We start from the raw sequence: 12,899 nt of genomic DNA, 5'->3' as shown, positions 1-12,899 counted from the left end.
TCCGCTCGCCCGGGGCCGGGGCGTACTGCGGCGCGGCGGGCGGCGGCACGTCGGGCGACGCGCCCGTCATCGGACGGTCACCGCGGCGCGGGCCGCGGGGCGGCCGTGGGCGACCTGGGCCTCGCCGTCGCGGTGCACGCGCCGCTCGACGACGAACGACATGACGGGCACGACGCCGCCGAGGACCATCGCGACCAGGCGGCCGAACCGCCAGCGCATGGTGGACCAGAGGTCGATCACGGTCACGAGGTAGACCACGTAGATCCAGCCGTGCGCGAACGGGATCCACTCGATCCAGCGCATGACGTCGTCGCCCGGGCGCACCGCGTACTTGAGGGTCATCTCGACCACCAGCACGAGCAGCATCACGCCGGTGACCCACGCCATCACGCGGTACCGCTGCAGCGCTCCGCGCGCCTTGGTCACCCAGTCCTTGCCCGCCACCGCGCGCCCTCCGCTCGTCAGGGGCCGCGGCGCGTCCGGCGCCGGCACGGCCGGCACCCGGCCGTCGTCGACCCGTCCACTCCCGCGGCCCATCCTCCCCCACCGCCGGGGCCCGTAAAGACGTCGGCCGATGTCGGATGGTGGACGTAGCGTTGACCCTCGTGCGTCCCCTGCCCTATGCCGATCCCGGCACACCGCCCCTGACGACCCCGATCGCCTACCTCTGGTGGGTGGCGCGGCGTCAGGGCGCCCTCGTGCTCGCGGCGTCGCTCACGGCGATCGGCTCGGCCGTCTCGCTCGCCGCCCTGCCGTACGTCCTCGGGCGCCTGGTCGACGGGGGCCTCGACGAAGGGCTGTCCCGCGAGCTGCTCCTCGGCTGCCTCGTGCTGCTGGGCGTCGGACTCGTCCTCGTCGTGTGCAACGTCGTCGGCCACCGGCTCGAGGTCGAGAACTGGCTGCGCGCGGCCTTCCGGACGTCCCAGCTCGTCGGCCACCACGTGAGCCGCACGGGCGACGCGGTGACGTCCGAGCTGCCGACCGGCGAGGTCGTGGCCACCGTCGCGTCGGACTCGCTGCGCGTGGGCGAGGTCTTCTTCACGCTCTCCCGCCTCGTCGGCGGCCTGGTCGCCTACGTCGCCGTGGCGTTCCTGCTCCTCGACAGCTCGGTCACGCTCGGTGTCGCCGTGCTCGTCGGCCTTCCCGCCGTGGCCGGCGTGCTCGCCCTCATCGTCAGGCCGCTGCAGCGGCGCCAGGCGGCTCAGCGCGAGGTCGCGGGCCGCCTCACCACGCTGGGTGCGGACACCGTCTCCGGGCTGCGCATCCTGCGCGGCATCGGCGGCGAGGAGGTCTTCGCCGGCCGGTACCGCGAGCAGTCGCAGCGCGTGCGGCGGGCGGGCGTCCGCGTCGCGCAGACGCAGTCGCTGCTCGACGCGATGCAGGCCCTGCTGCCGGGCCTCTTCCTCGCGGCCGTCGTCTGGTTCGGCGCACGCCTCGCGATCACCGGTGAGATCACCCCCGGCCAGCTCGTCACCTTCTACGGGTACGCGGCGTTCCTCACCGAGCCGCTCCAGGCCGCCACGCAGTTCATCCACAGCCTGACGCGCGCGCTCGTGGGCGTCCGCAAGATCCTGCGGGTGCTGCAGGTGCCCGCCACGGGTGCCGAGCGCACCGACGGCGCCGACGGACCGGTCGGCGACCTCGTCGACCTCGACACGGGCGTCGTCGCCCCCGCGGGCCGGGTCGTCGCCCTCGTGAGCGCCGACCCGGACGAGACGGCGGCGATCGCCCGCCGCATGGGCCTGCTCGGCGCCGAGAACGGCGACCGCGGTGCGCAGGTGACGCTCGGCGGCGTCCCGCTCAGCGAGCTGGGTCTCGCGCAGGTCCGTCGGCGCGTCGTCGTCGCGGAGTCGACGCCGCACCTCTTTACGGGCGTGCTGCGGGACGAGCTCGACGTGCGCGGCTCGGCCGGCGAGGAGCGCGTCCGCGCCGCGCTCGAGGTCGCGGATGCGCAGGACGTCCTCGACTCCCTGCCGGGCGGGCTCGACGGCGAGGTCGCCGAGAAGGGCCGGTCGTTCTCGGGCGGGCAGCGTCAGCGCGTCGCGCTGGCCCGCGCGCTGCTGACCGAGCCCGAGGTCCTCGTGCTCGTCGAGCCGACGTCGGCGGTCGACGCGCACACCGAGGCGCGCATCGCCGAGCGGCTCGTGCGGCTCCGCGCGGGGCGGACCACGGTCGTCGTGACGGCGAGCCCGCTCGTCCTCGACCGGGTCGACGAGGTGCTCCTCGTCGCCGACGGCGCCGTGCGCGCCCGCGGCACGCACCGAGGGCTTCTCGCCCCCGACGCCGGGCCGCAGGGTGCGGCCTACCGCGCCGTCGTCAGCCGCGCGGCCGCGGACGACGACGCCCACGAGGACGTCGGCCACCAGGACGCCGGCCACCAGGCCGCGAACCGCGAGGCCACCGACCACGAGATCACCGAGCCCCTGGAGGAGGTGGAGCTCCATGAAGCTGCCCGTCGCTGACAGCGCGGCGCTGCGCGCCCACACCGGCATGCTGCTGCGGCGCCACCGCGGTGGCCTCGGCCGCGTCCTGCTGCTGCACACCCTCGCCGCGACGGCCGGCCTCGCCGGGCCGTGGCTGCTGGGCCGCATGGTCGACGCGGTCGCCCGGGGCACCACGACCTCGTTCGTCGACCAGGCCGTGCTCCTTCTCGTCGTCGCCGTGCTCACCCAGACGGTCCTCATCCGCTACGCGCAGCGCGACGCGATGGTGCTCGGCGAGACCGTGTTCGCCGAGCTGCGCGAGCAGTTCCTGGGCACCGTCACGCGGCTGCCGCTCTCGACCGTCGAGCGCGCCGGGACGGGTGACCTCGTCGCACGGACCACCAACGACATCGACCGGGTGCAGCACACGATCCGGTTCGGCGTGCCGCGCGTGCTCGTGACCGCTGCCACGATCGTCCTCACGCTGGCGGCCGCGATCGCGGTGAGCTGGCAGGTCGCCGTCGCTCTGCTCGCGGGCGTGCCGCTGCTGCTCGTGACCACGCGGTGGTACCTCAAGCGGGCCGCGGCGGGCTACCTGCGGGAGTCGGCGTCGTACGCGCGCCTCAACGGGACCATCACGGAGTCCGTCGAGGGTGCGCGCACGGTGGACGCGCTGGGCCTCGGCCGGCGCCGCCGCGAGCGCGTGGACGCCGACCTGCGGGAGGCCTTCGAGGCCGAGAGCTACACGCTGCGACTGCGGACCGTGCTCTTCCCGGGTGTCGACGTGTCGTTCGTGCTGCCGGTCGTCGCGACCGTGCTCTGGGGCGCGTGGCTGGTCTCGACGGGCAGCGCGACGGTCGGCGCGGTCACGACGATCGCCGTCTACGCGCTGCAGGTCATGCACCCCATCGGCGAGCTCATCTACTGGCTCGACGAGATCCAGGTGGGCGCGACGTCGCTGGCGCGGATCATCGGCGTGCAGGCGGTGGCGCCCGACCGCGTCGCGCGGCCCGAGAACCGGCCCGCGGACGAGCACGTCGTCGCCTCCGCGGTCAGGTACGCCTACCGCGAGGGCCACGACGTCCTGCACGGGGTCGACCTCGACCTCGGCGTGGGCGAGCGGCTCGCCGTCGTCGGGCCGTCCGGGGCGGGGAAGTCGACGCTGGGCCGGATGCTCGCGGGCATCCACCCGCCCACCGGCGGCACCGTGACGGTGGGCGACGTCCCCCTCGTCGACCTCCCGCTGGACGAGCTGCGGGGTCACGTCGCGCTCGTGACCCAGGAGCACCACGTCTTCGTCGGGACGCTCGAGCAGAACCTGCGGCTCGCCCGGCCGGACGCGGACGACGCCGAGCTGCGCCGCGCCCTGGCGGCCGTCGACGCCGACTGGGTGGACGGGCTGCCGGACGGCCTCGCGACCGAGGTGGGCTCGGGCGGGCTCGAGCTGTCGCCCGCCCAGGCCCAGCAGGTCGCGCTCGCGCGGCTCGTGCTGCTCGACCCGCACACGCTCGTGCTCGACGAGGCGACGTCGCTGCTGGACCCCCGGGCGGCCCGGCACCTCGAGCGGTCGCTGTCGGCGGTCCTCGAGGGCCGGACGGTGGTGGCGATCGCGCACCGGCTGCACACGGCGCACGACGCCGACCGCGTCGCGGTGGTCGACGCCGGCCGGATCACCGAGATCGGCCCGCACGACGAGCTGGTGGCCGCCGGCGGCGAGTACGCCGCGCTGTGGAGGTCGTGGCACCAGGAGTGAGCCGCCGTCCGCGCCGGCGAGGGTGGCGGGCTGCTCGCACGTGCGTGCCGGTGGGTGAGGGCCGCGCCTGCTGGTGGGCAGGGCGCCGTGCCGCTGCCCGTCAGACCGCGAGGTCGGTCGGTGCTCCCAGGAACGTGAGCCCCGGGACCTCGAGGGCGATCTCGTGGAAGCCGAGCCGGTCGTAGAAGGCGCGGGCCGGCGTGTTGGTCGTGACCATCCCGAGGTGGACGGCCGGCACGCCGCGCTCGCGCAGCGCGGCCAGAAAGGTGCGGATCAGCGCGCGCCCGTGGCCGGCGCCCTGGTGGGCGGGCAGCACGTCGATGTGCAGGTGGGCCGGGTAGCCGGCGAGCTCGGCGTACACGTTGCGCTCCGGGTGGTGCAGCAATTCGGTCAGCCCCTCCTGCGGCGTGGCCGGGCGGCCGGGGTGGGGGTCGGGCGATCCCGCGCCGCGATCGGGGAGCGGGTAGCGCGCGGCCACGCGCGGCAGCCAGCGCGCGCGGTGCTCGGCCGCCCATCGGGCCGTGTCCGCGGTGCCGAGCACGTACCCCACCACCCGGTCGCCGTCGTCGAGGACGAAGGCCAGCTCGGGCTCGAGGAACAGGTACGGCCCCGCGAAGAGGTCGGGCATGAAGTCGTCGGTGGTGTACTGCCCGCGGGCGTCGCCGCCGCCGTCGGCGGTCCGGACGCACACGTCGTAGACGTCGTCGCGGTCGGTGGCGCGGTAGGGGCGGAGCTCCATCCGCCGAGTGTCCCGCCCGCCGGTGACACGTGACAACGGCCCTCGCGGCGCGGCGACATCGACGCCCGCACCACCCTGAGGGCACGCGGACGGCTGGGTGGGGCAGGCTGGTGCCGTGGAGATCCGGGTGCGTCGTGACGTCGTCGTGGTCGACGACGCCGAGCTGCGCTGGAGGTTCTCGCGGTCGAGCGGGCCGGGTGGCCAGGGCGTCAACACCACCGACTCGCGGGTCGAGCTCTCGTGGGACCTGGCGCGGTCCCCTGCCCTGCCCGACGAGCTGCGCGACCGCGCCGTCGCGGCGCTCGCGCACCGGCTGACGGACGGGGTCCTCACGGTCGCGGCGTCCGAGCACCGGTCCCAGCTGCGCAACCGCGAGGCGGCGACCGCGCGCCTCGTACGGCTCGTCGAGCAGGCCCTCGAGGTGCGGACGCCCCGGCAGCCGACCCGGCCGAGCCGCGCGTCACGCACGCGACGGTCGGCGGCCGAGCAGAAGCGGCGCGAGGTCAAGGAGCTGCGTCGGCGTCCGCGCCGCACGGGCCCGGAGTAGTGCCTCGCCCGGGTGCGCGACGCGACCAGCAGCGGCAGGCACCTCGGGCTCTCAGGCGGGCAAGCGGAGCCCGGTCAGGACGGCGGACCGAAGCGCGGCACGCGGCCCGCAGCCACGGGTGCGGCGCCCCGGTGCGCAGCGGGCGAGCCGCCGCGCTGCGTCTCACCGTCGGGCTGAGCGTCGCCGTCGCGCGGAGCCTGACCGTCGGGCTGGGCCTCGTCGCCGCGCTGCGTCTCACCGTCGGGCTGCGTCTCACCGTCGGGCTGAGCGTCGCCGTCGTGCTGAGCCTCGCCGTCGTGCTGAGCCTCGCCGTCGGGCTGAGGCTCCTCGTCGGGCTCGGGACCGTCGAGCTCCTCACGCGCCGCACGCGTCTCGTCCCGGACGAGGCGCACCCAGAGCAGCACCGCGAACCCGCCGAAGATCCACCACTGGAGCGCGTAGGCGAGGTTCTGGATGTTCAGCCCGCCGCCCGCGAGCGTCGGCGCGGGGAGCACCGCGAGGCCGGGAGCCTGCGTCGGGTCGCTGTCCTGCAGCACGAGGTACCCGGAGTACGTGGGCCCGCCCCACCGGTTGACGAGCTCGGCCGGGCTGATCGCCTCGACCTCGTCACCGCCGAGCGGCGTGCCGGCGGCCTCGCCCACCTGGAGGTACCCCGTCACGGTGACGGTCCCCTCGGGCGCGGGCACGGCAGCGGCGTCGTCCCGGTCCGCGACCCAGCCGCGGACGACGGCGAGCACGGGGTCCCCCTCGGTGGCGACGCGCAGCGGCGTGAGGACGAGCCAGCCCGTCTGGCCGTCCAGCGCTCGCCCGGGGACGAGCAGCTCGTCCGCCTCGTACGTGCCGCTCGCGGCGACCTTGTGGCCCACGAGCTCGGAGCGGAACGACGTCTGGGGCGTGAGGACCTCGGCGATCGGGTCCGGCTCGGCGACCTCGAGCGCGGCACGGCGCTCCGCCGCGTCCGCGTCGCCGCGCAGCTCGGCGCGGTCGAGCTGCCAGACGCCCAGCCTCGCGCACACGGCGGCGGCGCCCAGGAGGAGCAGCAGGATCACGAGCATGCGCGGGCTCGTCGCCGTCCGCAGGTAGGACGGCGACCCGGCGTCCGGCCGCTCCGTGGTCACGTCGCCACGGTACCCGCGCGCACGACACGTCCCGGACCCCCGAGGGGCGTCCGGGCGCTGCGCCGAGGCGCGCGATGTGGTGGCATGGGGCCTGCGCGGGATACGCGCCGCAGCACCATCGCGGGCCAAACGTCCCATGACTTGGGCGTGCGGTCGGGCACGCTTGTTGTCGCCGCCGGGATGCCCGCGGCCTGTCGAGGAGGAGCACCGGATGACATCGGTCCTGGACCGCCACACCAGCTGGGGCAAGCGCGACGTCGAGCCGCTGTCGGACGAGGCGCTGGCCCGTGTCGACGCCTGGTGGCGCGCCGCGAACTACCTCTCCGTCGGGCAGATCTACCTGCTCGACAACCCGCTCCTCGCCGAGCCGCTGCACCGCGACCACGTCAAGCCGCGCCTGCTCGGGCACTGGGGCACGACGCCCGGCCTCAACTTCCTCTACGCGCACCTCAACCGCGCGATCCAGGAGCGCTCGCAGGAGACGCTCTACATCACGGGCCCGGGCCACGGCGGCCCCGGGCTCGTCGCGAACGCGTACCTCGAGGGCACGTACTCGGAGGTCTACACGGGCATCACGCAGGACGCGGACGGCATGCGCAAGCTGTTCCGCCAGTTCTCCTTCCCGGGCGGCATCCCGAGCCACGTGGCACCCGAGACGCCGGGGTCGATCCACGAGGGCGGCGAGCTCGGCTACGCCCTCTCGCACGCCTACGGCGCGGCGTTCGACAACCCGGACCTGCTCGTCGCGGCCGTCGTCGGCGACGGCGAGGCGGAGACCGGCCCGCTCGCGACGTCGTGGCACTCGAACAAGTTCGTCGACCCGCTCCAGGACGGCGTGGTCCTGCCGATCCTGCACCTCAACGGGTACAAGATCGCCAACCCGACGGTGCTCGCGCGGATCCCCGAGGAGGAGCTCCTCGAGCTCATGCGCGGCTACGGCCACACGCCGTACGTCGTCTCGGGCGGCTTCGACGGCGAGGACCCGGCGCTCGTCCACCAGCGCATGGCCCAGGTGCTCGACGAGTGCCTCAACCAGATCGCCGACATCAAGGCGGCCGCACGCGACGGCTCGCTGACCGAGCGCCCGCGCTGGCCCATGATCGTGCTGCGCACGCCCAAGGGCTGGACCTGCCCGCCCGTCATCGACGGCAAGCAGGTCGAGGACTCGTGGCGCTCGCACCAGGTGCCGCTCGCGAGCGCGCGCGACACCGAGGAGCACCTCCAGGTGCTCGACGGCTGGCTGCGCTCGTACCGGCCGGAGGAGCTGTTCGACGCCACGGGACGCCTCGTGGACGACGTCGCCTCGCTCGCGCCCGCGGGCACGCTGCGGATGAGCGCGACGCCCTACGCCAACGGCGGGCTGCTGCTGCGCGACCTCCACCTGCCCGACTTCCGCGAGTTCGCGGTGCCCGTCGACGCACCCGGTGGCGGCGTCGTCGAGGCGACGCGCGTGCTCGGCCGGTGGCTCTCCGCCGTCGTCGAGGCCAACCCGCAGACGTTCCGGGTGTTCGGGCCGGACGAGACCGCGTCGAACCGCCTCCAGGCCGTGTTCGACGTCACCGACAAGCAGTGGAACGCCGAGATCCTGCCGCAGGACGACAACCTCGCGCGGGTCGGCCGCGTCGTCGAGATGCTGTCCGAGCACCAGTGCCAGGGCTGGCTCGAGGGCTACCTGCTCACCGGCCGGCACGGCGTCTTCAGCTGCTACGAGGCGTTCATCCACATCATCGACTCGATGATGAACCAGCACGCCAAGTGGCTGAAGGTGACGAACGACATCCCGTGGCGCCGGCCGATCGCGTCGCTCAACTACCTCCTGACGTCGCACGTGTGGCGCCAGGACCACAACGGCTTCAGCCACCAGGACCCGGGCTTCATCGACCACGTCGTCAACAAGAAGGCCGAGATCGTCCGGGTGTACCTGCCGCCGGACGCGAACACGCTGCTCTCGACGTACGACCACTGCCTGCGCAGCCGTCAGTACGTGAACGTCGTCGTCGCCGGCAAGCAGCCCGCGCCGACCTTCCTCGGCATGGACGACGCGATCGCGCACTGCGCCCGGGGTCTGGGCATCTGGGAGTGGGCCGGCACCGAGGCCCGGGGCGAGGACCCCGACGTCGTGCTGGCGTGCGCGGGCGACGTGCCGACGCTCGAGGTGCTCGCCGCGGCGGACCTGCTGCGCCAGCACCTGCCGGAGCTCAACGTGCGCGTGGTCAACGTCGTGGACCTCATGCGCCTGCAGAGCGCCGAGGAGCACCCGCACGGGCTCTCGGACCGGGAGTTCGACACGATCTTCACGCCCGACAAGCCGGTGATCTTCGCGTACCACGGCTACCCGTGGCTCATCCACCGCCTCACGTACCGCCGCACGGGGCACGCCAACCTGCACGTGCGCGGGTACAAGGAGGAGGGGACGACGACGACGCCGTTCGACATGGTCATGCTCAACGACCTCGACCGGTACCACCTGGTCATCGACGTCATCGACCGCGTCCCGGGCCTGGGCACGAAGGCCGCCGAGCTCCGTCAGGAGATGACGGACGCCCGGCTGCGCGCGCGGCAGTACACGCGTGAGCACGGCGAGGACATCCCCGAGGTGCGGGACTGGGTCTGGCCGGACGCGGGCGAGACCGGCACCGAGGTCGGCGGGCCGCAGCAGCTGTCGGCGACGTCGGCCACCGCCGGGGACAACGAGTGAGGCCGGCGCCGCGGACGAGCAGCAGCGCGACGAGGTGCGCCGTGAAGATTCGCGCCGTGACGATTCGCGCCGTGACGACCTGGGCAGTGACCACCGGCGTGAGGACGAGCATCTAGTGGCACGCAGCATCTACATCACGAGCGCCGAGGGCGACACCGGCAAGTCGACGGTCGCCCTTGGCGTCGTGGACCTGCTCACCCGCAGCGTGCAGCGGGTCGGCATCTTTCGGCCCGTCGCGCGGTCCACCCGGCAGCGCGACTACGTGCTCGACCTGCTCCTCGCGCACGACGGCGTGGACCTCACCTACGAGGACTGCGTGGGCTCGACCTACGAGGAGGTCAACGCCGACCCGGAGGCCGCGCTCTCGCAGATCGTCGCGCGCTACCACGAGGTCGAGCGGCAGAGCGACGTCGTCGTCGTGGTCGGCACCGACTACACGGACGTCGCGGGGCCGACGGAGCTCGCCTACAACGCGCGCATCGCCGCGAACCTGGGTGCGCCCGTGCTGCTCGTGGTGCGCGGCCTGGGCCGGGCGCCCGAGGAGATCCGGCGCTCGGTGGACGTGTGCCTCGCGGAGCTGCGCACGCAGCACGCCGAGGTGATCGGCGTCGTCGCCAACCGGTGCGCGCCCGAGGACCTCGTCCGCGTGCGGGCCGCGATCACGACCGAGATCCCGGCGTGGACGCTGCCCGAGGACCAGCTGCTGGGCGCGCCCACGGTGCGTGCGCTCATGGAGGCGGTCGGCGGGACCCTCGCCGGGGGCGACGCGGAGCTGCTGTCGCGTGAGGCGCTCGACATGCTCGTCGGCGCCATGTCGGTGGAGCACCTGCTCGAGAAGCTCACCGACGGCGCCGTCGTCATCACGCCGGGTGACCGGTCGGACATCCTGCTGGGCCTGCTCACGGCGAACGCCGCCGAGGGCTTCCCGTCGCTCGCCGGGATCATCCTCAACGGCGGGTTCTACCCGCCGCCCGCGATCGCGCGCCTCGTCAACGGGCTCGGCCAGCGCCTGCCGATCATCCGGACCGACCTGGGGACCTTCCGGACCGCGAGCGCCGCCGCCGCCACGCGCGGCCGGCTCTCGGCCGAGTCGCAGCGCAAGATCGACACCGCGCTCGCGCTGTTCGAGCGGCACGTCGACGGCGAGGCGCTGCTCGCGCGGCTCGACGTCGCCCGCCCGTCGGTCGTCACGCCGCTCATGTTCGAGTACCAGCTGCTGGACCGCGCGCGGTCCGACCGGAAGCACATCGTGCTGCCCGAGGGCGGGGACGACCGGATCCTCCGTGCCGCCAGCACCCTGCTCCAGCGCGAGGTCGCCGAGCTGACCATCCTCGGCTCCGAGCCCGCGATCCGGGCGCGCGCGACGGAGCTCGGGCTGGACATCAGCGCGGCCGCGGTGATCGACCCGAAGGACGGCGAGCTGTTCGAGCGCTTCGCGCACGAGTACGCCGAGCTGCGCAAGCACAAGGGGATGACGGTCGAGCGGGCGCGGGAGATCGTCGGCTCGGTCTCGTACTTCGGCACGCTCATGGTGCAGCTGGGCCTCGCCGACGGGATGGTCTCGGGCGCGATACACACGACCGCGCACACCATCAAGCCGTCGTTCGAGATCATCAAGACGGTGCCGGACGTCTCCATCGTCTCGAGCGTCTTCCTCATGTGCCTCGAGGACCGCGTGCTGGTCTACGGCGACTGCGCCGTGAACCCGGACCCGACCGCGGAGCAGCTCGCCGACATCGCGATCTCGTCGGCGGAAACGGCGGCGCAGTTCGGCATCGAGCCGCGGATCGCGATGCTCTCGTACTCGACGGGTGAGTCCGGGACGGGCGCCGAGGTGGAGAAGGTCCGCACCGCGACCGCGCTCGTGCGGGAGCGTCGGCCGGACCTCTCGGTCGAGGGCCCCATCCAGTACGACGCCGCCGTCGACGCGTCGGTCGCGAAGACCAAGATGCCCGACTCCACCGTGGCGGGCCGGGCGACGGTGTTCATCTTCCCGGACCTCAACACGGGCAACAACACCTACAAGGCCGTGCAGCGCTCGGCCGGCGCGGTCGCCATCGGCCCCGTGCTCCAGGGCCTGCGCAAGCCGGTCAACGACCTGTCGCGGGGCGCGCTCGTGCAGGACATCGTCAACACCGTGGCGATCACCGCGATCCAGGCGCAGGCCCTGGCCGACGGCCAGGAGGCCCGACCGTGAACCCCGTCCCCGGCGTCGGCGACCGGCCCAGCACGCACAGCGCGTTCGGCGCCCACGGCAGCGTGCTGGTGATCAACTCCGGCTCCTCGTCGGTGAAGTACCAGCTCGTGAACCCGGTCGGCGGCGAGGCGATCGCCTCGGGCCTCGTCGAGCGGATCGGCGAGTCCGACAGCTACGTGCGGCACACCTTCGCGGGGAACCGCACCGAGCGCACAGGCCCGGTCGCCGACCACGGCGCGGCGCTCCGGGCCGTGCTGGCGCTCTTCGACGAGGTGGGGCCGGACCTCGGCGAGGCCCAGGTGGTCGCCGTCGGGCACCGCGTGGTGCACGGGGGCGCGGTCTTCGCCGAGCCGGCGCTCGTGGACGACGACGTCGTCCACGCGATCGAGGAGATCTCGCCGCTCGCGCCGCTGCACAACCCCGCGAACGTCCGCGGCATCCAGGTCGCGCGCGAGCTGCTGCCGGACGTGCCGCACGTCGCGGTGTTCGACACGGCGTTCTTCCAGACGCTGCCCGACGCCGCGTCGACCTACGCGCTGGACCGCGAGGTCGCCGAGAAGCACGGGGTCCGCCGGTACGGCTTCCACGGGACGTCGCACCAGTACGTCTCGGGCAAGGTCTCGCGCGTGCTGGGGCGCCGGCTGTCGGACCTCAACCAGATCGTGCTGCACCTGGGCAACGGCGCGTCGGCGTCGGCGGTGCGCGGCGGCGTGGCGGTCGAGACGTCGATGGGCATGACGCCGCTCGAGGGCCTCGTCATGGGCACGCGGACCGGGGACATCGACCCGGCGGTGATCGTGCACCTGCACCGGAACGCCGGCATGTCGGTGGACCAGATCGACGACCTGCTCAACCGCCGCAGCGGGCTGAAGGGGCTCGCGGGGCAGAACGACTTCCGTGAGCTGCACAAGCTCGTGGAGGCCGGGGACGAGGCCGCGAAGAAGGCGTTCGACGTCTACATCCACCGGCTGCGCAAGTACATCGGCGCGTACCTCGCCGTGCTCGGACGGGTCGACGTCATCGCCTTCACCGCCGGCGTGGGCGAGAACGACGCCCTCGTGCGGGCTGCGGCCTGCGCGGGGCTCGAGGGCCTCGGCATCGCCGTCGACCCGGCGCGGAACGAGGGCTCCAAGAAGGAGCCCACGATCATCTCGCCCGACTGGACGCCCACCCTCGTCATGGTGGTGCCCACCAACGAGGAACTCGCGATCGCGCGGCAGGCGGTCGCGCTCATCGCGCCGGAGTAGGGACTCCCCGGGCGCGCTGCGACGAGCCCACGGCGGCGCCGGAGCCTGCCTGAGCACACGCGGCCGTGGGCGATCGGCTCGAGGCACACCCGCGCGGGCGGTCGGCTCGGCACACTCCCGCGAGGGCTGCGGCTCGACGCTCGCCGCGCGGGCGCCGCGCTCGGGCCACGCCGGCGC

General features: G+C 73.9%; 9 protein-coding genes. 6 read left to right on the top strand and 3 right to left on the bottom strand.

Features of this window, described 5'->3' with window-relative positions:
• Positions 1 to 66: 66 nt before the first annotated feature.
• Positions 67 to 444, bottom strand: coding sequence for a DUF3817 domain-containing protein (locus tag ICW40_RS14540; RefSeq protein ID WP_308121822.1), 378 nt, complete (start codon positions 442 to 444; stop codon positions 67 to 69).
• Positions 445 to 605: 161 nt separating this feature from the next.
• Here ICW40_RS14540 and ICW40_RS14535 point away from each other — a divergent pair, with 161 nt between their 5' ends.
• Together ICW40_RS14535 and ICW40_RS14530 are read left to right on the top strand one after the other, a co-directional pair.
• Positions 606 to 2,462, top strand: coding sequence for an ABC transporter ATP-binding protein (locus ICW40_RS14535; RefSeq protein WP_308121821.1), 1,857 nt, complete (start codon positions 606 to 608; stop codon positions 2,460 to 2,462).
• Positions 2,443 to 4,176, top strand: coding sequence for an ABC transporter ATP-binding protein (locus ICW40_RS14530; protein WP_221654733.1), 1,734 nt, complete (start codon positions 2,443 to 2,445; stop codon positions 4,174 to 4,176). Before ICW40_RS14535 ends, ICW40_RS14530 begins: the two co-directional genes overlap by 20 nt.
• A gap of 100 nt (positions 4,177 to 4,276) precedes the next feature.
• On the opposite strand, the gene ICW40_RS14525 is transcribed toward ICW40_RS14530, so the two are convergent.
• Positions 4,277 to 4,915 carry a GNAT family N-acetyltransferase gene (locus ICW40_RS14525; RefSeq protein WP_221654732.1) on the bottom strand — a complete coding sequence of 213 codons (639 nt, stop codon included), beginning with the start codon at positions 4,913 to 4,915 and terminating at the stop codon, positions 4,277 to 4,279.
• 115 nt (positions 4,916 to 5,030) lie between these two features.
• Here ICW40_RS14525 and arfB point away from each other — a divergent pair, with 115 nt between their 5' ends.
• Positions 5,031 to 5,462 (top strand): alternative ribosome rescue aminoacyl-tRNA hydrolase ArfB, encoded by a 432-nt coding sequence (gene arfB, locus ICW40_RS14520; protein ID WP_221654731.1) that lies wholly within the window; start codon positions 5,031 to 5,033, stop codon positions 5,460 to 5,462.
• A gap of 74 nt (positions 5,463 to 5,536) precedes the next feature.
• Here the strand turns inward: arfB and ICW40_RS14515 are convergent, their stop codons facing one another.
• The gene (locus ICW40_RS14515) at positions 5,537 to 6,580 is read right to left on the bottom strand and encodes an SURF1 family cytochrome oxidase biogenesis protein (protein WP_308121820.1); all 1,044 of its coding nucleotides are present in this window, start codon (positions 6,578 to 6,580) and stop codon (positions 5,537 to 5,539) included.
• A gap of 211 nt (positions 6,581 to 6,791) precedes the next feature.
• On the opposite strand from ICW40_RS14515, the gene ICW40_RS14510 reads away from it, so the two are divergent.
• From ICW40_RS14510 to ICW40_RS14500, 3 genes are all read left to right on the top strand, one after another.
• Positions 6,792 to 9,278, top strand: coding sequence for a phosphoketolase family protein (locus ICW40_RS14510; RefSeq protein WP_221654730.1), 2,487 nt, complete (start codon positions 6,792 to 6,794; stop codon positions 9,276 to 9,278).
• A gap of 115 nt (positions 9,279 to 9,393) precedes the next feature.
• Positions 9,394 to 11,475 (top strand): phosphate acetyltransferase, encoded by a 2,082-nt coding sequence (gene pta / locus ICW40_RS14505; protein ID WP_221654729.1) that lies wholly within the window; start codon positions 9,394 to 9,396, stop codon positions 11,473 to 11,475.
• Entirely contained in the window at positions 11,472 to 12,722 is a 1,251-nt protein-coding gene (locus ICW40_RS14500; protein ID WP_221654728.1) for an acetate/propionate family kinase, read from the top strand. The genes pta and ICW40_RS14500 overlap by 4 nt, the downstream gene beginning before the upstream one ends.
• Positions 12,723 to 12,899: the final 177 nt, after the last annotated feature.

It is taken from the genome of Actinotalea ferrariae (assembly GCF_019733465.1).
In the GTDB taxonomy this organism is placed as follows: Bacteria; Actinomycetota; Actinomycetes; order Actinomycetales; family Cellulomonadaceae; genus Actinotalea; species Actinotalea ferrariae_A.
The sequence above is the reverse complement of the archived record's forward strand: the minus strand, read 5'-3'. Positions and strand labels throughout refer to the sequence as shown.